The organism is Hydrogenophaga sp. GW101-3F08, assembly GCF_059424585.1.
Genome location: NZ_JBWKZP010000001.1, coordinates 430,751 through 454,886 on the forward strand (window position 1 = coordinate 430,751; position 24,136 = coordinate 454,886).

Consider the following 24,136-nt stretch of genomic DNA (forward strand, 5'->3'; position numbering starts at 1 on the left):
AATTTTGCATAATTCAGACCATTATTTGATCAAACAAGGCGATCTTCATGTCTGCTTCCAGCCCCAGCATCCAGGACTTTCTGTCCCAGCACCGCATCCAGGAAGTGGAGTGCGTCATCCCCGACATGACGGGCATCGCACGCGGCAAGATCCTGCCCAAGGACCTGTTCCTCAACTCCGGCCACATGCGCCTGCCCAAGAGCGTGCTGCTCAACACGGTCAACGGCCAGCAGCCCGACAACGCCGCCTTCGTGGGCGACACCGACCCGGACATGGTCTGCGTGCCCGACCTGGCGACCGCGCGGGTGGTGCCCTGGGCAGCGGAGCAGGTCGCGGTGATCATCCACGACTGCGAGGAGTTCGACGGTACACCGGTGGCGCTTTCCCCGCGCTGCGTGTTGCGCCGCGTGTTGCAGCTCTACGCAACGCAGGGCTGGCAGCCGGTGGTGGCGCCCGAGATGGAGTTCTACCTGGTGGCGCGCCACCAGAACCCGCACGAACCGCTGCAGCCGCCGCTGGGCCGCACCGGCAAGCCCGAGGCCGGCCGCCAGTCGTATTCGATCGACGCGGTGAACGACTTCGACCCGTTTTTCCTGGAGCTCTCGCGCTTCTGCGAGGTGCACCGCCTGGGGGTGGAAACGCTGATCCACGAAGCCGGCGCGGGCCAGATGGAGATCAATTTCACGCACGGGGAGCCGATGGACCTGGCCGACCGCGTGTTCCTGTTCAAGCGCACGGTGCGCGAAACCGCGCTGCGCCACGGCATCTTCGCCACCTTCATGGCCAAGCCCATGGAGGCCGAGCCGGGCAGCGCCATGCACATCCACCAGAGCATCCTGGATGCGAAGACGCGCGACAACATCTTCAGCCTGCCCGACGGCTCGGTAAGCCCCGCGTTTCACCACTACATCGCCGGCCTGCAGCGCTACGTGCCGCAGCTCATGCCCATGCTCGCGCCGTATGTGAACTCGTACCGCCGGCTCGCGCGCCACATGTCGGCGCCCATCAACGTGCAATGGGGCTACGACAACCGCACCTGCGGCATCCGCGTGCCGGAGTCGGACGCGGCCAACCGCCGGCTGGAAAACCGAGTGCCGGGCGTGGACGTGAACCCCTACCTCGCCATGGCCGCCACGCTGGCCTGTGGTTACCTCGGCATGGTGGAGCAAAGCCTGCCCACCGAACCCATGAACAGCAGCGCCTGGGCCATGGACCACGAACTGCCGAGCCACATGGAAGACTCGATCCGGCGCATGCGCGAATGCGAGCCGCTGCGCGAGATGCTGGGCGGGGCCTTCATCGACGCCTTCCTGGCCGTGAAAGAGGTGGAGTACGCCACCTACAACCGCGTCATCAGTTCGTGGGAACGCGAACACCTGCTCCTGCTGGTGTGAGGGTATGTGGCACCCCCTGCGCCGCTGCGCGGCTGGGTGGGGCCGCGTTCCGTTGAGGATGTGCGTTGAATCTTGAAAAAACGATAGAGGCGAGATGAAAACTCCAACCCCTTCCCTTTCCAGCCGCACCGGCTTGGACTGGCCCCGCGCCCAGGCTTTCCTGGCCCGCGAGCGCGACAGCTACGCCGCGAGCAACCCGCACTCGGCGGCGCTCGCGGCGCAGGCGCGGCAGCACCTGCTGTTTGGCGTGCCGCTGCACTGGATGAACGACTGGGGCACGCCGTTTGCCCTGCACGTGTCCCACGCCAGCGGCGCCGAAGTCACCGACGTGGACGGGAACGCCCTGGTGGATTTCTGCCTCGGCGACACCGGCGCGATGTTCGGCCACGCGCCCGCGCCGGTCGCCGCCGCGCTGGTGCGGCAGGCCACGCGGGGCTACACCACCATGCTGGCCACGGCCGATGCCGCCGCCGTCGGCAGCTTGCTCGCCGAGCGCTTTGGCTTGCCGTTCTGGCAGTTCGCCCTGAGCGCGACCGATGCCAACCGCTACATCGTGCGCTGGATCCGCGCCGCCACCGGGCGCAAGAAGCTGCTGGTGTTCAACGGCTGTTACCACGGCACCATCGAAGACGTGTTCGTCGATCTGATCGACGGCCGGCCCACGCAACGCGACAGCCTGCTGGGCCAGGTGCACGACCTGACCGAGCACACGGTGGTGGTCGAGTTCAACGACCTGCCCGCGCTGGAGGCCGCGCTGGCCCAAGGGGACGTGGCCTGCGTGCTGGCCGAGCCGGTCATGACCAACATCGGCATGGTGCTGCCCGAGCCGGGGTTCTGGGAGGCGGCGCAGGCGCTCATCCGGCAACACGGCGCCTGGCTGGTGATGGACGAAACCCACACCATCAGCACCGGCCCCGGCGGCTACGCGCGCGCCCACGGCATCGAGGCCGACGCGCTCGTGCTCGGCAAACCGGTGGGCGGCGGCGTACCCTGCGCGGTCTATGGCATGAGCGAGCGCCTCGCCGAGCGCGCCGTGAAAGCCAAGCAGGACGCGCCGCCCGGCCACAGCGGCATCGGCACCACGCTCACCGGCAACATGCTGGCCATGGCGGCCATGCGCGCCACGCTCGGCGACGTGATGACCCCTGCCGCCTACGGGCACATGCTGGCCGTCTCGGCACGGCTCGCGGACGGCATTCGCCAGACCCTGGCGCGCCACGGCCTGCCCTGGTGCGTGACCCAGGTGGGCGCGCGCACCGAGTTCCAGTTCTGCCCCGAACCACCGCGCAACGGCAGCGAGGCCGGGCAAGCGCTCGACGCTGAGCTGGAACACCTGATCCACCTCGGCCTGCTCAACCGCGGCGTGATGATCACGCCCTTTCACAACATGATGCTGGTCTGCCCGCAGACCACCGAGGCCCACGTGGATCGGTTGATCGCCGCGCTGGACGAGGTGATCACCCAGATCAAGGCGCCCGCCGTCCCATGAAGAACACCACCGCCACCACCCAGCAGGACAGCACCTACCTGCGCCTGCGCCAGTGGGTCACGGTGGGCAAATTCCTGCCGGGCGAACGGCTCAAGATCCACGCGATCGCCAAGCAGTTGGGCGTCGGCGTCATGCCCGTGCGCGCCGCCCTGCAGCGGCTGGCCGCCGAAGGCGCACTGGTCAACGTGCCGCACAGCGGCATGCTGGTGCCCCGGCTGTCGCTGGCCGAGTTCGACGACGTGTTACAGACCCGCCTGCTGCTCGAAGGCGAAGCCGCCGAACGTGGCGCGCACCGGCTCGATGCCGCCGGCGTGGCCGAGCTGCTGGCGCTGGAGCAGAAGATGCGCGACGCGCTCAAGGTCAACGACGCCAAGGGCTACCTGGACGCCAACGAGCTCTTTCACCTGCGCCTGTACCAGGCCGCCGCGTCGCCCACCCTGCTCTCGCTGATCGAAACCGTCTGGCTCAAGGTCGGGCCACTGTCCAACAAACTGTTCGAGGTGTCCGCCTCGTTGCGCGTGATCAACGAGGCACACGGCGACGTGGTGATGGCGCTGCGGCTGCGCGACAGCGCCGGCGTGCGGCGCGCGATCGAGAAAGACCTGTTCGTGGCCGGGCAGTTCCTGCGGCCGTTCTGCGCATAGCAACAAACTCGTTCAGGAACCTTGACGAACGGATCGCCCACACCGCCCCGAGCCTTCAACATTCAAAATGATCGGCAGCCACGCAGTTTTGAGTTCTTGTACAGCACCCGATCCATCCCTTCATTGGTTATTTCCACAGTGATGCTGTGCTTGTGGGTGGCCCAAAGGCAGATGTCCTGCCTGAGCAAAATACCCTCTTGTTTCGGATCGCCCGGACCACAGCCGCCGAAGTACTCTTGGTACAAGGCGTCGTCTTGCAATATGTCGCGCACTGCGAGCGAAACAAATGCAACTCGTCCCCTGAGTGGTCTCGGTCCTGATTTGTTAACGACCCACAGCGCAACGCTCTTGATTCGAGAATCCACGGCACTCATTGCCTCCGGTGTGAACTCCCACAAATCAAAAAGGACAGGCCCTTCACCTGTGTCCTTGACTGGATGGCGTAACGCAACTTGTTGAATCTTCAATCCGACAAGCCTTGAAAAATCAACGGACTTCAATATCCGGCAGTCTCCCGCGAAGCCCGTCTCCCCGCCGAACAGGTACATCAGCAATACCAAAGTCCTTGCCACCACACATCTACGCATTCGCGCCTCCGCCCCGATTCAATACAACTGACTCAAAAGCGATCCAACGGACGGAATCATTGCCGCAACCGTCAGGACGCCAATCATGACCGGCTGGTGCAGCAGGTAGTAGCTCAGGCTCCAGCGGCCCAGCGTCACCAGACCGCGTTTCAGGCCGGTGGCCGGCGCGTCCGCCGAACCCAGCCACTGCGGCCGGTGCAGCAAGGCCCAGCGCCCCGCCGCCACGCCCCACCACATCACGCCCAGCCAGGGCAGCAGCGGCACATAGTCTTCGGTCACCGGCAGGCGGCTGATGAAGCCCAGCGCATTCGGGCCCGGGCTGTTGAGCACCTGCAGCGCCGGCATGGCGGCGATCCCGGCCGGGGCGATGAACTTGGCCGCGATCGCCAGTGCGCCCAGCGGCCACAGCCAGGCGCCCCAGCCGGCGGTCAGCCGCACCACGATCAACATCACCGCGATACCGTGCAGCACCCCGAAGTAGATGAAGCTTTTGGGGAACATCAGCATGGAGCCCGCGGTGACCAGCAGCGCCGCGCCCGCCACCTGCCCCCAGCGCCGCCAGAAACGCGGCCAGCCCTGCCTCTGCGACAAGGCCACCGCCTGCGACAGCCCGGCAGTGAACAGGAACAGGCTCACGATGGCGCTGCGCTGCCAGGTCCAGAACGGATCGTGGTGGAAGTCCGCGCGGATGAAGCCGAAGTGGTCGAGGTCAAAGCAGAAATGGAACACCGTCATCCACAGCATGGCGGTGGCGCGCAGCAGGTCGATGCGGTCGAGACGGCTGGCCTTCGGGTCCGTGCGAGGCATCATGGGAGTGCGATGTTCGCTTTGCGCCGCTCGTCACACGACAGCCCCCAGCCGGGTCGCGCAGCCAGCTTGTTGCTGGCGATCTGATGGCCCTTCCTGGCTGCGGCCTGCAGCCAGTACCCCGCCGCCGCATCCACATCGGCTCGCTGAGCGGCGTCCGTCATGATGCGAGGCAGCAGCACCGCCACGTCGTGCGCGGAGTTGTTGTGCCCGCCCCGGGCGGCCAACAGGTGCCAACGCAGTGCTTCGCGATGGTCAATGGGCGCGCCGCCAAATCCTTCGGTGTGGGACGAACCCAGGCAATTGGCGCCGCTGGGCAAGGCCAGGGCACCCGCCATCTGGCAATGCGCATACAGGCCGGCGAAGTCTTTCAACGGGCGCCCCATGCCACCCCGCACGTAGCTCTGGATCACCTCGCTCATGGCCCAGTCGCTGCCGACGGCGGCCGCGGCCATGGCGGCCTCGTACGCCTCATGGGGGCGATCCATCTGCTTGAGGGCCCAGCTTCTGATCTCCCAGGCGCGGCGGTGTTGCGGGTATAGGGTGTGAATGCGTTGCGTGATGTCCAGGAGCAGCGGCCAGTTCGTCAGGCGGTACTCGGCCTCCATCCAGTCCACCAGGTTGTGCAGTGTCGGCGCCGCGGACACGCGCGCCTCCCAGTACGGGCGCACCGCCTGCGGGTTGGCGATGCGTTCGGGCGGGCGGTCGATGGCATCCAGCTCCTGCCTCAGCGCGGTCATGTGCGGTTCGGGAAGCCGGTGCTGGTGCGCCAGGGCCATCAGAGCCCGCCAGCGCATGGGCGAGGTGCCGCCCGACCACCGGGGATGCGCAAACCCGGCAGCGATCTGGTAGAGATTCTCGTCGTGCGGTGCGTAGGCAATGACTTTCATGAGGGAGGACCACCCCACGGTGGAGCTGCCGTCCAGCAGGCCGCGGGTGGCCAACAGGTAGCGCCCACCCACGCCATAGATGTCTTTTCTGGGCAGCAGCGCTTCGATCAACGGGTCGGCGAGTTGAAAACGCGCGTGCATATGCTGAAGCTGGGTCGGGCGGGTATCCCGGATGGCGTTTCTGCCCCTGGCCTCCGTCGCCGCCTCGACATAGGCCGCCGCCAAGGTCAATTGAGCCGCGGGTGATTGGGGCTGGCGGGCCACCCAGGCCTGCGCCTTGTCCAGGAGCATCAGGCCCCGCCCATCCAGGGAAAACAGGCTACCGGTCAACGCCTTCGTCTGCTGCTCACGCACCGCCAATTGGGCGATCTGGTCCCAATGGGCCTGGGCCGCCGAAAAATCACCCGCCACCAGCAGCGGCGCCAGACGCGCAGCGCCTTTGGCGTAGCGCTGAACAATGTCGGTTGGCAGCGCCCCGCTCTTGACCGGCCCCGGACTGGGCAGCTCAAGACCGAACGTGACCAGGCCCCAGTCCTTGTCCAAACGTTCGCAGTTGGCGAGGGCCGCCACAGGCCATGCCATCAGCACGGCGACCCAAGCCAGGTTCCGGCGGATCGTGCGCCGGAGGGTGTCTGAAAAAGCCATGTTTTCCCTGTCTGTCTGAATCAAGCGGCCCGGTGGTGAATCGCCAGCAGCAGTTGCGCCAGATCGCGCGGCGCGCTCACCATGGGGTCGTGCCCGGTGGCCATTTCGTACACCGTCCAGCCCGGCTCGCTGCGCACGCGCTGGCGCGACGCCGCGATGGTGGCCAGCGGTGGGTGGGTGCAGTCGATGAAGCTGTGCGGCACGGCCCAGACCAGCGCCGGGTCGAAGCGCAGCGGCTCCTGGTAGAGCCGGAAGGGCTGGGGCGTCTGCCGGCGGTTGACCCAGTCGCGGTCGGCGCCTTCCAGGCCAAACAACGAGGCGTCGGGCGGCGGAAAACTCAGGCCGCCACTGGCCTGCGCTTCCTTGACGCGCCTGGCCACGGTTTCGGGGCTGTGCGGCGTGCTCCAGCTGTCGCCGGGGTTGGGCACGCCCGCGTCCACGTAAACGAGGTGGCGCAGCAGGCCCGGGTGCGTGCGCTGCAGGCGGTCGGCCACGCAGGTGATGAGGTTGCCTGCGTAGCTGTGGCCCACCAACACCACGCGCTGCAGCTCTTCGGCCTCGATCAGGCCGATCACGTCCTGGGTGTGGGTGTCGATGCCAACCTCGGGGCTGAGCAAGTGCGCCCGCTCGCCCACGCCGGTGAGCGTGACGGCGTGCGTCTCGACACCCGCGCCGCGCAGCAGGGGCAATACGCGGCGCCAGCACCAGGCGCCGTGCCAGGCGCCGTGCACGAGCACGATGGCGGTCTTTGCGATTTCGGTGGCTGCGTTCATGGGCGTTCTCCAGGACAATACCGGCTTGAATTTTTCCCCCGATTCTGCCTCTTCGCCCCGCCCCACCGACCATGCTGCCGCACCAACTCGAACTGCTCTCCCCCGCGCGCGACGCCGACATCGGCATCGAGGCGGTGAACCACGGGGCCGACGCGGTCTACATCGGCGGGCCGAGCTTCGGCGCGCGCACCAGCGCCGACAACCGCGTGCAAGATATCGCCCGGCTGGCGAAACATGCGCACCGCTTCGGTAGCCGCATCTTCACGACGATGAACACCATCCTGCGCGACGACGAGCTGGAGCCCGCGCGCAAGCTGGCCTGGCAGCTCTACGACGCCGGGGTGGACGCGCTCATCGTCCAGGACATGGGCCTGTTGGAGATCGACCTGCCGCCGATCCAGCTGCACGCCAGCACCCAGACCGACATCCGCACGCCCGAAAAAGCCCGCTTCCTGCAGGACGCCGGCCTGTCCCAGATCGTGCTCGCGCGTGAACTCACGCTGCAGCAGATCGCCGACATCCGCGCCGCCACCGACCCACAGCGCTGCACGCTGGAGTTCTTCATCCACGGCGCGCTCTGCGTGGCCTACAGCGGCCAGTGTTTCATCAGCCACGCCCACACCGGGCGCAGCGCCAACCGCGGCGACTGCTCGCAGGCCTGCCGCCTGCCCTATGAAGTGAAAGACAGCCAGGGCCGCATCGTCGCGCACGACAAGCATGTCCTTTCCATGAAGGACAACAACCAGAGCGACAACCTGCGCGCCCTGATCGACGCCGGCGCGCGCAGCTTCAAGATCGAAGGCCGCTACAAAGACATGGGCTACGTGAAGAACATCACCGCCCACTACCGGGTGTTGTTTGATCAGATCCTGGAAGAACGCCCCGAGTTGGCGCGCGCCAGCAGCGGCGAATGCACCTTCAGCTTTCAGCCCGACCCGGACCAGAACTTCAACCGCGAGTTCACCGACTACTTCGTGCAGGGCCGCCAGCAAGACATCGGCGCCTTCGACACCCCCAAGAACCCCGGCCGCCCCATCGGCTACGTCACCCAGGTCGGCCCCCACTTCGTGGAGCTGGAGACCGACGACCCGGCCACCGTGATCCACAACGGCGATGGCCTGTGTTACCTGGACCTACAGAAGGAACTGGTGGGTCTGCAGATCAACCGGGCCGAGTCGACAGGCAAACCGGGCCTCTGGCGCGTGTTCCCCAAAGACCCGATGGACAGTTTCAAGGATCTGCGCAAAGGCGTGCAGATCAACCGCAACCGCGACATGGACTGGGTGCGCGGGCTGGAGAAAAAATCGGCCGAGCGCCGCATCGGCGCCTGGCTGAGGCTGGACGAAACCACCAACGGCCTGAGCCTCACGGTCACCGACGAAGACGGCCACAGCGCCACCGCCACCCTGCCCTGCGCGCTGGAACCCGCGAAAGACCCGGCGCAGGCCGATGCCCGGCTGCGCGACAGCCTCTCACGCCTGGGTGAAACCATCTTCCAGCCCATCGACGTGGCGCTGAACCTGAATGGACCCCGCTTCGTGCCCGCCTCGCTGCTCAACCCCTTGCGCCGCGAGGCCATCGACAAACTCGAAGCCGCCCGCACCGCCGCGTGGCAGCGCCTGCCGCGGGCAAAGCCGGTGGAGCCGCCCGCCCCCTACCCCGAAGACACCCTGACCTACCTGGCCAACGTGTTCAACCACAAGGCCCGCGACTTCTATGCGAAACATGGCGTGAACATGATCGCCGCCGCCTACGAGAGCCACGAGGAAGAAGGCGAAGTCAGCCTGATGATCACCAAACACTGCGTGCGCTACAGCCTCAGCCTGTGCCCCAAGCAAGCCAAGGGTGTGACAGGGGTTCAGGGCACGGTGCGCGCCGAACCCATGCAACTCATCAACGGCCATGAAAAGCTCACCCTGCGCTTCGACTGCAAGCCCTGCGAAATGCACGTGGTGGGCAAGATCAAGCGCAGCGTGTTGAACGCCGTGCCGGCGAGCCCGGTGACGTTCTACCGGACGCGGCCGAGCGGCGCGGCAGCGGCACCCGATCAAATATAGGCGTTCGCCGGCGGCACATGCCGCATGTGCAGCGACATTCCCAGCGCGGCCATGTGGTTGCTGTTGCGGCCGAGGATTTCTTCGCTCAGGGGCAGAAACTCGGTCTCCTCGAACGTGGCGTGGGCCTTGTATTCGGTCACGAGGCGGTGCAGCTCGCTCACGTCCAGACGGGTGCTCTGGCCTTTGGCAACCGGTTTCAAACCCTTTTCCAGCTGTTTCCAGAGCGCTTCGATGGCGCGGTGTTCATCGGTCAGGCGTTTGGCCATGGCCTTGACCCGTTCGAGTTCCGCGCCGGGCTGGGCGCTGGCCATCACGGCGGGGAACAGCTCGCGCTCTTCTTCCAGGTGGTGTTCGAAGATGGCTTCGCGGAAGAATTCGAGCGATTCCTCGGCGATCTGGCGCGCCCTGGCGGCGGGCTCCAGCAAGGCGGGCAACTCGTCGAGCGCGGTGAGGCGCTTGACGATCCCTGCGTGGCAGTTGGAAAAGTTGTTCAGCGGGGCGTCGGCATCGACCGGGGGCTGGGTGATCATGGGGGGCTCCTGAGAGGGTATGGGGGTGATCAGCGCGGCGCATGGCGCCCAACCGCTGTGGATGGTTCTTTGTACCGCATGACCGGGTGTTCCGGGACGGGGCGTGAGCAAGGATTGATGCATGTCAAGCGGCCTAGGGCTGGCGGTGTTCCACCAGTTCGAACACGTCTTTCTCCATTTCGAGGCTGGCCGCAGAGAGCACGCGGCGCTGCATCTTCACGTAGCGTTTCACCTCGGGCGCGTACCACACCAGGTAGTGCACCCGCACCGGTTCGACCTGGGCCACGGTGGGCCCGCCGGTGGCGCGGCGGCTGCTCCAGACCTCGACCTTGTGGGCCGAGAAGGTGCCGGCGGGCACGCTGACCGACTCCTGCCCCAGCACCTTGGCCTGCGAATACCAGTCGCCCCACTGCGGGTCGTAGTCGGGGGTGGCGAAGCCGCGCTGCGAGCCCATCTCGGCCAGCGAGACGGAGGCACCGAGGTAGGGGCTGAACTCGAAGCCGATCTCGCTCCAGGTGACGAAGCCAGGCGCGCCGCTGCGCGAGCGCCGCGACTCGGCCCTCGGGCCGGCGTCGGGATCGAGTGGGCGAAGGGCGTCGGTGGCCAGGCCATCGACCAAGGACTGCATCACCATCTCGAACCGGCGCTTCGGGCTGGTGCGCCACTTGCCGGACGACTGGTAGACCCAGCGCTCTCCGCGGCGCGGCAGGCCTGAGGCCGACGACGCGGGCTCGGTGGCGGCGGGCCGCGCCACCGGTGCCACGGGAGTGACTGGCGCCACAGGTCTGGCCACGACCACCCGGGGGGGCGACACCAGCAGGGTCTTGCGCACCGCCTTGTCCGCGTGGCGCGCGGTGAGCGTGAACGTGGTGGCAACGTCCACGTCCACCGGCACACAGTCGCGGCCGGCGCGTTCGAGTTCGCCGGGGCGGGGTGACAGCGTGACGCTGTCGGCATTGCTGACCCGGTAACACAGGCGCGTACCGCCCTCGCCCGCCTCGGCTCGGAACTCGTGGATCAGCGGCGGCACGACCGCCGGTTCAGCGGCTGGTGTTGGTGTTGGCGGAGATGGAGATGGAGATGGAGATGGAGATGGAGATGGAGATGGAGATGGCTTCACAGTGTCACCCGATGCGGCCGCGACCACCGGCGGTGTTGCCACCGGCCGGGTGGTCGCACCGGGTACCACCGCAGCCACCGGGGCCGGCGCATCGGTCTTCGGCGCGCTGGCCACCACCACGGGCGCGGCCGATTCGGGCTTGGCCGCCACCAGCGCAGTCGTTGGCTCGGGTCTCTCGGAAGGTGGCCCGCCCATCGGCAGCCACCACCACACGCCCACACCCAGCAGCACGGCGCCCGCTGCGGCGGACGGCCAGACCCAGGGTAGCGCCCGCCCGCCGGCCTTGTTCGCCACCACGGCCGGGCCCCGGTTGGCCGCTTTCGCTTTGAACGACGCCGGCTCAGGGCCGCCCTCGTGGGCCAGAATCCGTTCCAGCGTGCGTATCAGTTCACTGGAGGACGCGTCCCACTGCTTGTGGTTGATCTCCACCGCCTGGCGGCGCGTCAATAGCTTGAGGTCTTCGGGCAATTCTTCGGCGCGGGGCATGACCGCGCCACCCACCAGCACCGGCATCACACGGATGCCACGCTGGAGCGCCGCGCTGGTTTCGAGCCGGACAAAGTCGTTGGGGTCGTCGAGCCGGCGGCGCCCGGCGGCGTCGGTGCCGTGGGTCCATTCGTCACCGATCATGACGATGAGCACGCGGCAGGAACTCACCGCCTCTTCGATCGCGTTGACGAAATCGGCACCGGGTTCGATGCCCTCGACGTCCATGAACACGCGCTCGCCACCGAAGTGGGTGGCCAGCCGGTCGTACAGACGCCCGGCGTAGCCCGCCGAGTCGTCGCGTCGGTAGCTGATGAAGATCCCGTCCATGGGCGCTCGACCCCCGTTCTTCACAACTGGCGGTACCCGGGCCTCGGGCGCTGCGCCGGGCGCGCCCCGCCAGCGCCAGATCAAGGCGTATTAGGGGCCCATCACCCGCAATTTGCAAGGGCTTGCCAGTGCAGGCGGCGCACCCCTGCCCCTCTGATGGGGGATGCGCCCGGCGGGCCCGCCACCGGGCGGCGCAAGCTGCGTGCGCTCAGTGCGCCGCAGCCGATTTCCCGGAGGCGCGGAATCGCCCCCACAGACCCACGACCGCCAGCACCACACCGCCCGCGGCCAGCCCGATCAGAGCACCGGCCAGGCTGGACACGATGGGGCCGAGCCAGCCCAGCGTGTGCGTGAAATCTTCGATGCCGTGCCCAATGGCGGGCACGCCGTGCACCAGAATGCCGCCGCCCACCAGGAACATCGCGGCCGTGCCGACGACCGACAGGCCTTTCATCAGCCACGGCGCCATGCCGACGATGCCGCGCCCGATGGCCTGTTTCCAGGCCGCCGCCTGGCGGCTGAGGTACAGGCCGGCGTCGTCGAGCTTGACGATGCCGCCCACCAGGCCATAGACGCCGATGGTCATGATGATGGAGATGCCCACCAGCACGGCCACCTGGCGCGCAAAGCTGGCCTCGGCCACGCTGCCCAGGGTGATGACGATGATCTCGGCCGAGAGAATGAAGTCGGTGCGCACGGCGCCCTGGATCTTCTCTTTCTCGAATGCCACCAGGTCGATCTGCTCGTCGTTGACCGCCTGCACCAGCTCGGCGTGGTGTTGCTGGTCTTCGGCTTTGCGGTGGGCCAGCACATGCACCACCTTCTCGGTGCCTTCGTAGCAGAGGAACAGACCACCCAGCATCAGCAGGGGCGTGATGGCCCAGGGCGCCACGGCGCTGATGGCCAGCGCGGCGGGCACGAGAATCGCCTTGTTCTTCAAGGAACCCTTGGCCACGGCCCAGACCACGGGCAGTTCCCGGTCGGCCTTGACGCCGGTGACCTGTTGCGCGTTGAGCGCCAGATCGTCGCCCAGCACACCGGCCGTCTTCTTGGCCGCGAGCTGCGTCATGGCCGCCACGTCGTCGGCGGCGGCCGCGCCCTGGCGGGCGGCGACCTTGGTCATGACGGCCACGTCGTCCAGCAGGGTGGCGATGTCGTCGATGAGGGCTAAGAGGCTGGAGGCGGCCATGGTGTGCGTTCGGTCAGGTCAAGAGAAACAACGAATCAAACCACCCATTTGCGCGCATTGCGCCAGATGCGCATCCACGGGCTGTGGGCGTTCAGGTCGCCGCTGGTCCAGCTCATCTGGATGTTGCGAAACACGCGTTCGGGGTGCGGCATCATGGCCGTGAAGCGGCCGTCGGCCGTGGTCACCGCCGTCAGGCCGCCCGGGCTGCCGTTGGGGTTGAACGGGTACTGCTCGGTGGCCGCGCCGTGGTTGTCCACGAAGCGCATGGCCGCGATGGCCTGCCCCGGGTTGCCGCGGTGCTTGAAGTTGGCGTAACCCTCGCCGTGCGCCACGGCGATGGGCAGGCGGCTGCCGGCCATGCCCTGCAGGAACAGGCTGGGCGATTCGAGCACTTCCACCATCGACAGGCGCGCCTCGAAGCGCTCGCTCTGGTTGGTGGTGAAGCGCGGCCAGGCTTCGGCGCCGGGGATGATGTCGGCCAGCTCGGCGAACATCTGGCAGCCGTTGCACACGCCCAGGCCGAAGGTGTCTTCGCGGCCGAAGAAGCCCTGGAACTGTTCGGACAGCAGCGGGTTGAACGTGATGCTGCGCGCCCAGCCGATGCCGGCGCCCAGCGTATCGCCATAGCTGAAGCCGCCGCAGGCGACCACACCTTTGAAATCCGCCAGTTTCGCGCGGCCGGTCTGCAGATCGGTCATGTGCACGTCGTAGGCCTCGAAGCCGGCCTGGGTGAAGGCGTAGGCCATCTCCACGTGCGAGTTCACGCCCTGCTCGCGCAGGATTGCGACCTTGGGTTTCGACAGGTTCAGGAACGGCGCGGCCACGTTGTCCGACGGATCAAACGTCAGCGACACGTGCATGCCGGGGTCAGCAGGCAGACCAGCCGCAGCGTGTTCGGCGTCGGCGCAGGCCGGGTTGTCGCGCTGCTGGTTGATCTTCCAGCTCACGCTGTCCCAGACCTGGTGCAGGTCGAACAGGCTGGCGCTGAACACGGCCTTGGTGTCGCGCCAGACCTGCAACTGGCCCTTGCCCACGTCCATGCCGGAGGCGGCGGGGCGGGTCTTGCCGATGAAGTGGCTGTGTTTGGAAAGGCCGTGCTCGCGCAGGGTCTGCATCACTTCGTTGCGGTGCTCGGTGGCCACCTGCAGCACCACGCCCAGCTCTTCGCTGAACAGGGCCTTGAGCGTGAGCTCCTGGCGGCGCGCGGCCACCTGGGTGGCCCAGTTCTTGGCGTCGCCGCTGTCCATGCGGCTGTCACTGATGCCGTCGCCCTCCAGCACCAGCATGTCCACGTTCAGCGCCACGCCCACGTGGCCGGCGAAGGCCATTTCGGCCACGGTCGCGAGCAGGCCGCCGTCGCTGCGGTCGTGGTAGGCGAGGATGCGGCCCTGGGTACGCAGGGCGTTGATGGCGTTGACCAGGTTGACCAGGTCTTGCGCACCGTCCAGATCGGGCACCGTGTCACCGAACTGGCCCAGCACCTGGCCCAGCACGCTGCCGCCCATGCGGTTCTGACCCTTGCCGAGGTCGATCAGCACCAGGGTGGTGTCTTCGATCTGGTTGTTCAACTGTGGCGTGAGCGTGCCGCGCACGTCGGTCAGCGTGGCGAAGCCGGTGACGATCAGGCTCACCGGCGAGGTGACTTTTTTCTTGTCCGAGCCGTCGCTCCACTGCGTGCGCATGGACAGGCTGTCCTTGCCCACGGGGATGGAGATGCCCAGCGCCGGGCACAGCTCCATGCCCACGGCCTTCACGGTCTCGTACAGCGCGGCGTCTTCGCCCGGCTCACCGCAGGCGGCCATCCAATTGGCGGACAGCTTCACGCGCGGCAGCTCGATCGGTGCGGCCAGCAGGTTGGTGATGGCCTCGGCCACGGCCATGCGGCCCGAGGCCGCGGCGTTGATCGCCGCCAATGGCGTGCGCTCGCCCATGCTCATGGCCTCGCCCGCAAAACCGGCGAAATCGGCCAAGGTCACGGCGCAGTCGGCCACCGGCACCTGCCAGGGGCCGACCATCTGGTCGCGGTGCGACAGGCCGCCCACGGTGCGGTCGCCGATGGTGATGAGGAAACGTTTGGAGGCCACGGTCGGGTGACTCAGCACGTCGATCACGGCCTGCTGCAGGTCCACGCCGGTCAGGTCCATGGGCTGGCCGGTGCGTTCGACGGTGGTCACGTCGCGGTGCATCTTGGGCGGTTTGCCCAGCAGCACGTCCATGGGCATGTCGACCGGGCTTTCATGGCCTTCATCGACCAGCGACAGGTGACGCTCTTCGGTGGCCACGCCGACCACCGAGAACGGGCAGCGCTCGCGCTCGCAGAAGGCCTTGAACTGCGCCAGCGACTCGGGCGCGATGGCCAACACGTAGCGCTCCTGGCTCTCGTTGCACCAGATCTCTTTCGGCGCCAGGCCGCTTTCCTCCAGCGGCACGGCGCGCAGGTCGAAGCGCGCGCCCCGGCCGGCGTCGTTCACCAGCTCGGGAAAAGCGTTGGACAGGCCGCCCGCACCCACGTCGTGGATGAACAGCACCGGGTTCTGCTCGCCCTGCGCCCAGCAGTGGTTGATGACCTCCTGCGCGCGGCGCTCGATCTCGGGGTTGCCGCGCTGCACGCTGTCAAAGTCCAGCGAGGCGGCGTTGGTGCCGCTGGCCATGGAGCTGGCGGCGCCGCCGCCCATGCCGATCTTCATGCCCGGGCCGCCGAGCTGGATCAGCAGCGTGTCGGCCGGAAAGTCGATCTTCTTCGTGAGCTTCGAGTCGATCACGCCCAGGCCGCCCGCGATCATGATGGGCTTGTGGTAACCCCGGGTCACGCCCGCCACGTCCTGCTCGTATTCGCGGAAATAGCCCAGCAGGTTGGGCCGGCCGAATTCGTTGTTGAACGCGGCGCCGCCCAGCGGGCCCTCGGTCATGATCTGCAGCGGGCTGGCGATGTGCTCGGGCTTGCCGCCCGGCTGGTCGCTCAGGCCGCCCCAGAGTTTGGAGACGGTGAAGCCGGTCAGGCCGGCCTTGGGCTTGGAGCCGCGACCGGTGGCGCCTTCGTCGCGGATCTCGCCGCCCGCGCCGGTGGCGGCACCGGGGAACGGGGAAATCGCGGTCGGGTGGTTGTGGGTTTCCACCTTCATCAGGACGTGGTTGGTCGCGGCCTGGCTGGCGTAGGCGGGCGAGGCGCCCTGCCCGGCGCGCGCCACGAAACGCTCGACCTCGCTGCCTTCCATGATGGAAGCGTTGTCGGAGTAGGCGACGATGGTGTGTTGCGGCGCCGTCTGGTGGGTGTGGCGGATCATGCCGAACAGGCTCTTGTCCTGCGCCACGCCGTCGATGGTGAACTGCGCGTTGAAGATCTTGTGGCGGCAGTGTTCGCTGTTGGCCTGCGCGAACATCATCAGTTCGACGTCGGTCGGGTTGCGTTTCAGGCCGTTGAACGCAGCCACCAGGTAGTCGATCTCGTCATCGGCCAGGGCCAGGCCCCATGCGAGGTTGGCTTTTTCCAGCGCCGCGCGGCCACCGGCCAGCACGTCCACGTGCTCCATGGGCGCGGGGTGCAGCTCGGTGAACAGGGCCTCGGCCTGGCTGCGTTCGGTGGTCACGGCCTCGGTCATGCGGTCGTGCAGCACGTCGGCCACGGCGCGCAGTTGGTCCGCGCTCAGGCTGGCCTTGCCGAGCAGGCCGCTCTTGAGGCCAATGCGGTATTCCACCAGCCGCTCCACGCGGTGCAGCGCCAGACCGCAGTTGTGGGCGATGTCGGTGGCCTTGGAGGCCCAGGGCGACACCGTGCCCAGGCGCGGCATCACCAGCAGCGCCGGGGCGCCGGCTTTTTCCAGCGCCAGGTGGGCTTCGGTGGCCGGCTCGCCATAGGCCATGAGCTGGCCCACGCGGTCCAGCGTGGCCGCGTCGGGCGCGGCGTCGAACGACGCCAGGTGCACGAAGCGGGCCGAGAGGCCGGTGATCTTGTCGGAAATGCCCACGAGACGGGGCAGGATTTGCTGGACTTTGAAGTCGCTGACGGCGTTGCCGCCATCGAAGAAGCGCAGGTGCAGGGTCACGGTGGGTGGCCTTGGGGCTGGCGGGCGCGGGGTGGCCCGGGGGGATGGGTGGAAACCCGGCATTTTACCCGGGGCTCCGCGCCCGATTCCCCTGTCGTTTCAAGGCGTTGCGGTCCGCAGGATAATCGCCTCCCATGAGCATCACCTACAAAGACGAAGCCGGCATTGCGGGCATGCGTGTGGCCTGCAAGCTGGCCTCCGAAGTGCTGGACCACCTCACGCCGCTGATCCAGCCGGGGGTGACCACGCTGGAGATCGACCGACTGGCGGCCGAGTACATGAAACAGCAGGGCACGGTCTCCGCCACCATCGGCTACCAGCCCAGCGGCTACCCACCCTACCCCGGCCATCTCTGCACCTCGATCAACCACGTGGTGTGCCATGGCATCCCCAACGAGAAGCCGCTCAAGAAGGGCGACATCCTGAACGTGGACGTGACCGTGATCACGCCCGAAGGCTGGTACGGCGACAACAGCCGCATGTACATGATCGGCGGCGAGGCCGCCTGCAGCATCCAGGCCCGGCGCCTGTGCCGCGTGACCTACGAGGCCATGTGGAAGGGCATCGTCATGGTCAGACCCGGCCTGCACCTGGGCGACATCGGCCACGCGATCCAGGTCTTTGCCGAAGGCAATGGGTATTCGGTGGTGCGCGAGTTCTGCGGCCACGGCATCGGGCGGCGCTTCCACGAGGAACCGCAGGTGCTGCACTACGGCCGCCCGGGCACGCTCGAAGAGCTCAAACCCGGCATGACCTTCACCATCGAACCCATGATCAATGCGGGCAAGCGCGACATCAAGGAAATGGGCGACGGCTGGACCATCGTCACCAAGGACCGTTCGCTGTCGGCCCAGTGGGAACACACCATCCTGGTCACCGAAACCGGCTACGAAGTGCTCACGCTGTCGGCGGGCAGTCCCGCAGCGCCGGCCTTCGTGACCCCGGCCAACGGCCTTGCCGCGTAAGCCCGTGAAGGGCCAACACGCCACCGCCATGGGCGATCTCAGTGAACTGCGGCTGCAGTACCGCCGCGACAAAGCCGCTCTGCTGGCCCAGCTGGGCGTGCAGGGGTCGTCCACCCGTGGCGTGCGCAGCGCGCTGCAAAAGCTCTCGCGCCTGACCGACCAGACCCTGCGGGAACTCTGGGCGCGCGCCGGCTTTGGCCCGGGTTTTTCGCTCATCGCCGTGGGTGGCTACGGCCGTGGCGAACTGTTTCCGTCGTCCGACGTGGACGTGCTGGTGCTGCTGCCCGACGGCGCCCAGCCCGACGAGGACAGCGCTCTCAAGACCCGGCTGGAGACCTTCATCGGCGCCTGCTGGGACGTGGGCCTGGAGATCGGCTCCAGTGTGCGCACCACGGCCGATTGCGTGGCCGAGGCGTCCAAGGACGTGACGGTGCAGACCTCGCTGCTGGAATGCCGGTTGATCCGCGGTGGCAAGGCCCAGTTCGCGGCACTGGTCAACCAGCTCAACGAGGCCATGGACCCCAAGGCCTTCTTCGTGGCCAAGACGCTGGAGATGCGCCAACGCCACAACAAGTTCGAGAACACGCCCTATTCCCTGGAGCCCAACTGCAAGGAGTCGCCCGGTGGCCTGCGCGACCTGCAGATCGTGCTCTGGGTGGCCAAGGCCGCCGGTCTGGGCCGCAGCTGGGACGAGCTCGCGCGCCGGGGCCTGGCCACGCCGCTCGAAGCGCGCCAGATCAAGTCGAACGAGGCCTTGCTGAGCCTGATCCGCGCGCGCCTGCACCTGTTGTCGAACCGGCGCGAGGACCGCCTGGTGTTCGACCTGCAGAACGTGGTGGCCGAGTCGTTCGGCTACAAGGCCCAGGCGCCCGCCGTGCGTGGCGCGCGGCGTGCCAGCGAAGAGCTGATGAAGCGCTATTACTGGGCCGCCAAGGCGGTGACCCAGCTCAACCAGATTCTGCTGCTCAACATCGAGGAGCGCCTCAACAGCGACGACATCGGCGTGGACCGCCTGCGTCCGATCAACGAGCGCTTCTTCGACAAGGCCGGCATGCTGGAGGTCGCCAGCGACAACCTGTACGTGCAGCAGCCGCACGCGATCCTGGAGACCTTTCACATCTACCAGACCACGGTCGGCATCAAGGGCCTGTCGGCGCGCACGCTGCGCGCGCTCTACAACGCCCGCCCGGTCATGAACGCGCAGTTTCGCGCCGACCCGGTGAACCGGGCGCTGTTCCTGCGCATCCTGCAGGAGCCCGAAGGCATCACCCACGCCATGCGGCTGATGAACCAGACCTCGGTGCTGGGGCGCTACCTCTGGGTGTTCCGCAACATCGTGGGCCAGATGCAGCACGACCTGTTCCACGTCTACACCGTGGACCAGCACATCCTGATGGTGCTGCGCAATGTGCGCCGCTTCTTCATCGCCGAGCACTCGCACGAGTACCCGTTCTGCTCGCAACTGGCCGCCGGCTGGGACAAGCCCTGGATCTTCTACATCGCGGCCCTGTTCCACGACATCGCCAAGGGCCGCGGCGGCGACCACTCCGAACTCGGCTCGCGCGACGTGCGCACCTTCTGCCGCCAGCACCGGCTGGACCGCGAAGACGCGAAGCTGATCGAGTTCCTGGTGGCCGAGCACCTGACCATGAGCCGCATGGCGCAGAAGGAAGACCTGAGCGACCCCGACGTCATCAACTCCTTTGCCCAGCGGGTGGGCAACGAGCGCTACCTGACCGCGCTCTATCTGCTGACCGTGGCCGACATCCGCGGCACCAGCCCCAAGGTGTGGAACGCCTGGAAGGGCAAGCTGCTGGAAGACCTGTACCGCTACACCCTGCGCGCGCTCGGTGGCCGCGCGCCCGACCCCGGCGCCGTGATCGAGGCGCGCAAGCGCGAGGCCCTGTCCATGCTGGCGCTGCACGCCCTGCCCCACCTGGCGCACAAGGCGCTGTGGGACACGCTGGACGTGAGCTATTTCATGCGCCACCAGGCCGACGAAATCGCCTGGCACACCCGGGTGCTGACGCGCCAGCTCGCGCTCAACGCGGCCCAGACGCCGTCGCAACTGGCCACACAACACGCGCGCGCCGCGGCGCAGCGCCCGGCCGAGGCCCCGGGAACCGAGACCGCCGCCGCCACGGAAAACTGCATCGTGCGCGCCCGGCTGTCGCCCGAAGGGGAAGGTCTGCAGGTGCTGGTGTACGCGCCCGACCAGAGCGACCTGTTTGCCCGCATCTGCGGCTATTTCGACGCCTCGGGCTTCAGCATCCTGGACGCGCGCATCCACACCACCCACAACGGCCATGCGCTCGACACCTTCCAGGTGGTGGCGCCCACCTTGTCGGATCACTACCGAGAACTCACGGCCATGGTGGAAAACAACCTGGCCCAGACCATCGACCAGCGCGGCCCGCTGCCCACGCCGAACAAGGGCCGGCTGTCGCGCCGGGTCAAGAGCTTCCCGGTGACGCCGCGGGTGGACCTGCGGCCCGACGAAAAGGCCCAGCGCTGGCTGCTCAGCGTGTCGGCCAGCGACCGCGCCGGCCTGCTGTACTGCATCTCGCGCGTGCTGGCCAAGAACGGCATCAGCGTGCAACTGGCCAAGATCACCACGCTGGGCGAGCGCGTGGAAGACACCTTCCTCATCAGCGGCCCGCAGCTGCAGGTGAACAAGCGCCAGATCGAGATCGAGACGGAGTTGCTGGAGACTTTGGAGGGGTGAAGCCCGGCAACACCTGGGCGAGCCGATGAGGCTGGGCGGTCGACTCCGCTCATGTCCCCCGACGCAGGCTTCGCCCGCGTCTCCTCCTTTACTTCGCTGCGTCGCCCACCCAGCCTCATCGGCTTGGCAAGGTGATTGGCGCACGGCGGACCCACCAAGCCCGCAGGATCAGGAAGGCTGCAGGTTCAGCGCAGCGAAGTAAAGGAGGAGGAACGGCGCAGCCGTTCCGGGGGACATGAGCGGAGCTGAGCCTGCAGTCTTCCTGATCCCGCCAACCAGCAGGCCAGCAAGGTATCAGGTGCTCGCAGGCTCCACCATTGGCGGCGCCTCCACGTGCGCCGGTCTGCGACCGAAGAACAGCCGCCCAAAGAAGTTGGCCACGTCGTCCACCATGGTGAACACCGCCGGAATCACCAGCAGGCTCAGGAAGGTCGAGGTGATCAGACCGCCGATCACGGCCACCGCCATCGGCGAGCGGAAACTGGCGTCGGCCGCGCCCCAACCCACTGCGATCGGCAGCATGCCCGCGCCCATGGCGATGGTGGTCATGACGATGGGGCGGGCGCGTTTGTGGCAGGCGTCCAGGATGGCGTGCACCCGGTCCATGCCGTGCTCGCGCCGCGCCTCGATCGCGTACTCCACCAGCAGGATGGAGTTTTTCGTGGCCACCCCCATCAGCATGATCAGACCGATCAGCGAAGGCATGGAAAACGCCTTGTTGGTCAGCAGCAGCGCCACGAAAGCGCCACCCAGCGACAGCGGCAGCGCCGCCAGGATGGTGACCGGGTGCAGGAAGGCTTTGAACAACAGCACCAGCACGATGTAGATGCACAGCACGCCGGTCAACATCGCCAGACCGAAGCTGGCGAACAGCTCACCCTGCACCTCGGCGTCGCCAATCTCCAGCACCGACACGCCCGCGGGCAGGTTGTTGATGCTGGGCAGCTTGTTCACCGCGGTCTTCATGTCGCCCAGCGCAATGCCGGCCAGCTCGACCTCGAAATTGATGTTGCGCGAGCGGTCGTAGCGGTCGATCACCGCCGGGCCGCCGCCAAACGACAGTGTGGCCACCTGCCCCAGCATCACCGGCCCCCGGCTGCCCGGCACCGCCAGACGCCCCAGCACCTCCAGGTTCTCGCGCGCGGCGGCGTCGAGCTTGACCACGATGGGCACCTGGCGCTGCGGCAGGTTCATCTTGGGCAAGGCGCTGTCGTAGTCGCCCACGGTGGCGATGCGCAGGGTCTCGGCGATGGCGCTGCTGGTCACGCCCATCTCGGCGGCGCGGGCCAGATCGGGCGCGACGCTGATTTCGGTGCGCACCAGCGCCGCGGTGGACTGGATGCTGCCCACGCCCGGGATGGTGCGCAGGTCGCGCTCAATCGCCATGGCCGCCGTGCCCAGCGCGCTGGCGTCGTTGCCGGTCAGGGTGAGGATGTATTTTTCACCCGAACCACCCAGCCCCACCTTGCTGCGCACGCCCGGCAGGTTGGACATGGCCGCCCGGATCTGGTTTTCGATCACCTGCTTGCGCGGGCGTGTGCCGCGCGGATCGAGCTGGATCGTGAGCGCCGCCTTGCGCGACTCCTGCGCGCCTTGCGGCGCGAACGGATCGCTGCCCGCCGAGCCCGAGCCGATGGTGGTGTAGACCGACTTGACGTGGGACACCGCGCTCACCAACTGGCGCGCGCGCTCGGCCGTGGCCACGGTCTGCTTGAGCGTGGCGCCCGGCGGCAGCTCCAGGTAGACCTGCGTCTGCGAGTTGTCGTCGGCGGGGATGAAGCCCTGTGGCAGCAGCGGGATCAGCATCAGCGAACCCACGAAGAACGCGCCGGCGGCCGCCATGGTGATCCAGCGGTGGCGGATGCACCAGGCCGCCCAGGTGCCGTAGGTGTGCAGCCAGGCCGGCTCGCTCTGGTTGGTCATCCAGCCCCAGATGGCGCCCAGCACGCGGTTGCGGCGCGCCCAGGCGGGCCGGTCCTTGGCCAGCACCACCGGCTTGAGCAGGTAGGCCGCCATCATGGGCGTGAGCGCACGCGCCACCACCAGCGAGGCAAACACCGCGAACGAGGCGGTCCAGCCGAACTGCTTGAAGAACTTGCCCGGAATGCCCGACATAAAAGCGGTGGGCAGGAACACCGCGATCAGGGTGAAGGTGGTGGCGATCACGGCCAGGCCGATTTCGTCGGCCGCCTCCATGGCCGCCTGGTAGGGCGACTTGCCCATGCGCATGTGGCGCACGATGTTCTCCACCTCGACGATGGCGTCGTCCACCAGGATGCCGATCACCAGCGACATGGCCAGCAGCGTCACCACGTTGATGGTGAAGCCCATGTAGTGCATGCCGATGAAGGCGGGAATGGCCGACAGCGGCAGCGCCACGGCCGAGACCACGGTGGCTCGGAAGTCGCGCAGGAACAGCCAGACCACCAGCACCGCGAGGATGGCACCCTCGTACAGCAGCAGCATGGAGCCGTTGAATTCCTCTTCCACCGGGGTCACGAAGTCGAACGACTCGGTGATCTTCAGGTCGGGGCGGCTGGCCTGTAGCTCCTTGAGCTTGGCGCGCACGCCGTGGCCCACCTCGACCTCGCTGGCGCCACGGCTGCGCGCCACCTCGAAACCCACCACCGGCTTGCCGTCGAGGAAGGCCGCGGCCGTGGGTTCGGCCACGGTGTCCTTCACCTCGGCGATCTGGTCCAGGCGGATGCTGCGCCCGTCCGGGAGCGAGAGCTCCAGCCGGGACAGCTCTTCGGCCGAGGTCAGCATGGAGAGCGTGCGCAGCGGCTGCTGGCTGCCCCCCACGTCGGCACGGCCACCGGCACTCTCGATCTGCACCTTGGCGAGCTGGCGCGAGATGTCGGCCGCCGTGGCGCCCAGCGCCTGCAGTTTGAGCGGGTCGAGCAGGATCTGCACCTCGCGGTTGACGCCGCCCACGCGGTTGATCGCCCCCACGCCACGCACCGACAACAGCAGCTTGGCGATGTCGTTTTCCACGAACCAGGAGATGGCCTCGTCGTCCATCTTGTCGGAGCTGACGGTGTAGGCCAGCACCGCGCCGCTGGCGAGTTCGAGCTTGTTGATGATGGGTTCGCGCAGATCGGTGGGCAGGTCACCTCGGATCTTGGCCACGGCCGAGCGCACGTCGTCCAGCGCCTCCTGGGTGCTCTTTTCGATGCGGAATTCGGCCGTGATGGAGACCGTGCCGTCCTGCACCTTGGTGTAGATGTGCTTGAGCCCCTGCAGCGCGGCCAGGCTGTTTTCGATCTTGCGCGCCACGTCGTTTTCGAGCTGCGTTGGCGCGGCACCGGGCAGGCTGGCCACGATGGTGATGTTGGGCACGTCCAGGTCGGGGAAGTTCTGCACCTTCATCGACTGGAACGAGAACAGCCCGGCGAGCGTGAGCATGACGAACAGCATCGCCGCCGGGATGGGGTTGCGGATGGACCAGGCGGAAACGTTCAT

General features: G+C 67.4%; 15 protein-coding genes. 6 read left to right on the top strand and 9 right to left on the bottom strand.

The features are described 5' to 3' along the window. Positions 1-47: 47 nt before the first annotated feature. The 3 genes from AC07YZ_RS02300 to AC07YZ_RS02310 all read left to right on the top strand — a co-directional run bounded on the left by AC07YZ_RS02300 (position 48) and on the right by AC07YZ_RS02310 (position 3,527). Complete coding sequence (locus AC07YZ_RS02300) at positions 48-1,394, top strand: glutamine synthetase family protein (RefSeq protein WP_494793551.1); 1,347 nt, start codon at positions 48-50, stop codon at positions 1,392-1,394. A gap of 94 nt (positions 1,395-1,488) precedes the next feature. Further along, positions 1,489-2,883, top strand: a complete 1,395-nt coding sequence (locus AC07YZ_RS02305) for an aspartate aminotransferase family protein (protein WP_494793552.1) — start codon at positions 1,489-1,491, stop codon at positions 2,881-2,883. Then, the gene (locus AC07YZ_RS02310; RefSeq protein WP_494793553.1) at positions 2,880-3,527 is read left to right on the top strand and encodes a GntR family transcriptional regulator; all 648 of its coding nucleotides are present in this window, start codon (positions 2,880-2,882) and stop codon (positions 3,525-3,527) included. The genes AC07YZ_RS02305 and AC07YZ_RS02310 overlap by 4 nt, the downstream gene beginning before the upstream one ends. Before the next feature lie 62 nt (positions 3,528-3,589). Here the strand turns inward: AC07YZ_RS02310 and AC07YZ_RS02315 are convergent, their stop codons facing one another. The 4 genes from AC07YZ_RS02315 to AC07YZ_RS02330 are packed head-to-tail and all read right to left on the bottom strand — an operon-like array spanning position 3,590 to position 7,229. Beyond that, on the bottom strand, positions 3,590-4,081 hold the full coding sequence (locus tag AC07YZ_RS02315) for a hypothetical protein (RefSeq protein ID WP_494793554.1): 492 nt from the start codon (positions 4,079-4,081) through the stop codon (positions 3,590-3,592). Between the two features lie 51 nt (positions 4,082-4,132). Then, the gene (locus AC07YZ_RS02320; RefSeq protein WP_494793555.1) at positions 4,133-4,924 is read right to left on the bottom strand and encodes a heparan-alpha-glucosaminide N-acetyltransferase; all 792 of its coding nucleotides are present in this window, start codon (positions 4,922-4,924) and stop codon (positions 4,133-4,135) included. Continuing rightward, positions 4,921-6,456: an SEL1-like repeat protein gene (locus AC07YZ_RS02325; RefSeq protein ID WP_494793556.1), complete on the bottom strand. Its 1,536-nt coding sequence runs from the start codon at positions 6,454-6,456 to the stop codon at positions 4,921-4,923. The genes AC07YZ_RS02320 and AC07YZ_RS02325 overlap by 4 nt, the downstream gene beginning before the upstream one ends. 20 nt (positions 6,457-6,476) lie before the next feature. Further along, positions 6,477-7,229 carry an alpha/beta fold hydrolase gene (locus AC07YZ_RS02330; RefSeq protein WP_494793557.1) on the bottom strand — a complete coding sequence of 251 codons (753 nt, stop codon included), beginning with the start codon at positions 7,227-7,229 and terminating at the stop codon, positions 6,477-6,479. Between the two features lie 71 nt (positions 7,230-7,300). On the opposite strand from AC07YZ_RS02330, the gene AC07YZ_RS02335 reads away from it, so the two are divergent. Continuing rightward, a complete protein-coding gene (locus AC07YZ_RS02335; RefSeq protein WP_494793558.1) occupies positions 7,301-9,286 on the top strand; it encodes a peptidase U32 family protein in 1,986 nt (661 codons plus the stop codon). Here AC07YZ_RS02335 and AC07YZ_RS02340 read toward each other — a convergent pair. From AC07YZ_RS02340 to purL, 4 genes are all read right to left on the bottom strand, one after another. Next, entirely contained in the window at positions 9,277-9,816 is a 540-nt protein-coding gene (locus AC07YZ_RS02340) for a hemerythrin domain-containing protein (RefSeq protein ID WP_494793559.1), read from the bottom strand. The genes AC07YZ_RS02335 and AC07YZ_RS02340 overlap by 10 nt on opposite strands. Before the next feature lie 133 nt (positions 9,817-9,949). Then, positions 9,950-11,752 (bottom strand): toll/interleukin-1 receptor domain-containing protein, encoded by a 1,803-nt coding sequence (locus tag AC07YZ_RS02345; RefSeq protein WP_494793560.1) that lies wholly within the window; start codon positions 11,750-11,752, stop codon positions 9,950-9,952. A gap of 208 nt (positions 11,753-11,960) precedes the next feature. Beyond that, positions 11,961-12,941: a DUF808 domain-containing protein gene (locus tag AC07YZ_RS02350; protein ID WP_494793561.1), complete on the bottom strand. Its 981-nt coding sequence runs from the start codon at positions 12,939-12,941 to the stop codon at positions 11,961-11,963. A 35-nt stretch (positions 12,942-12,976) separates the two neighbouring features. After that, positions 12,977-16,984: a phosphoribosylformylglycinamidine synthase gene (purL, locus tag AC07YZ_RS02355; protein WP_494793562.1), complete on the bottom strand. Its 4,008-nt coding sequence runs from the start codon at positions 16,982-16,984 to the stop codon at positions 12,977-12,979. A 134-nt stretch (positions 16,985-17,118) separates the two neighbouring features. On the opposite strand from purL, the gene map reads away from it, so the two are divergent. Continuing rightward, positions 17,119-17,949 (top strand): type I methionyl aminopeptidase, encoded by an 831-nt coding sequence (gene map / locus AC07YZ_RS02360; RefSeq protein WP_226492913.1) that lies wholly within the window; start codon positions 17,119-17,121, stop codon positions 17,947-17,949. 28 nt (positions 17,950-17,977) lie between these two features. Beyond that, on the top strand, positions 17,978-20,674 hold the full coding sequence (locus AC07YZ_RS02365) for a [protein-PII] uridylyltransferase (protein WP_494794024.1): 2,697 nt from the start codon (positions 17,978-17,980) through the stop codon (positions 20,672-20,674). Positions 20,675-20,968: 294 nt separating this feature from the next. Here AC07YZ_RS02365 and AC07YZ_RS02370 read toward each other — a convergent pair whose 3' ends face one another. Next, on the bottom strand, positions 20,969-24,136 hold the full coding sequence (locus AC07YZ_RS02370) for an efflux RND transporter permease subunit (protein WP_494793563.1): 3,168 nt from the start codon (positions 24,134-24,136) through the stop codon (positions 20,969-20,971).

What these genes read in the sequence shown, in the direction of transcription:
- AC07YZ_RS02300 (WP_494793551.1), top strand. Translation starts at nt 48, where the DNA reads ATGTCTGCTTCCAGCCCCAGCATCCAGGACTTTCTGTCCCAGCACCGC.
- AC07YZ_RS02305 (WP_494793552.1), top strand. Translation starts at nt 1,489, where the DNA reads ATGAAAACTCCAACCCCTTCCCTTTCCAGCCGCACCGGCTTGGACTGG.
- AC07YZ_RS02310 (WP_494793553.1), top strand. Translation starts at nt 2,880, where the DNA reads ATGAAGAACACCACCGCCACCACCCAGCAGGACAGCACCTACCTGCGC.
- AC07YZ_RS02320 (WP_494793555.1), bottom strand. Translation starts at nt 4,924, where the DNA reads ATGATGCCTCGCACGGACCCGAAGGCCAGCCGTCTCGACCGCATCGAC.
- AC07YZ_RS02325 (WP_494793556.1), bottom strand. Translation starts at nt 6,456, where the DNA reads ATGGCTTTTTCAGACACCCTCCGGCGCACGATCCGCCGGAACCTGGCT.
- AC07YZ_RS02330 (WP_494793557.1), bottom strand. Translation starts at nt 7,229, where the DNA reads ATGAACGCAGCCACCGAAATCGCAAAGACCGCCATCGTGCTCGTGCAC.
- AC07YZ_RS02335 (WP_494793558.1), top strand. Translation starts at nt 7,301, where the DNA reads ATGCTGCCGCACCAACTCGAACTGCTCTCCCCCGCGCGCGACGCCGAC.
- AC07YZ_RS02340 (WP_494793559.1), bottom strand. Translation starts at nt 9,816, where the DNA reads ATGATCACCCAGCCCCCGGTCGATGCCGACGCCCCGCTGAACAACTTT.
- AC07YZ_RS02345 (WP_494793560.1), bottom strand. Translation starts at nt 11,752, where the DNA reads ATGGACGGGATCTTCATCAGCTACCGACGCGACGACTCGGCGGGCTAC.
- AC07YZ_RS02350 (WP_494793561.1), bottom strand. Translation starts at nt 12,941, where the DNA reads ATGGCCGCCTCCAGCCTCTTAGCCCTCATCGACGACATCGCCACCCTG.
- map (WP_226492913.1), top strand. Translation starts at nt 17,119, where the DNA reads ATGAGCATCACCTACAAAGACGAAGCCGGCATTGCGGGCATGCGTGTG.
- AC07YZ_RS02365 (WP_494794024.1), top strand. Translation starts at nt 17,978, where the DNA reads ATGGGCGATCTCAGTGAACTGCGGCTGCAGTACCGCCGCGACAAAGCC.
- AC07YZ_RS02370 (WP_494793563.1), bottom strand. Translation starts at nt 24,136, where the DNA reads ATGAACGTTTCCGCCTGGTCCATCCGCAACCCCATCCCGGCGGCGATG.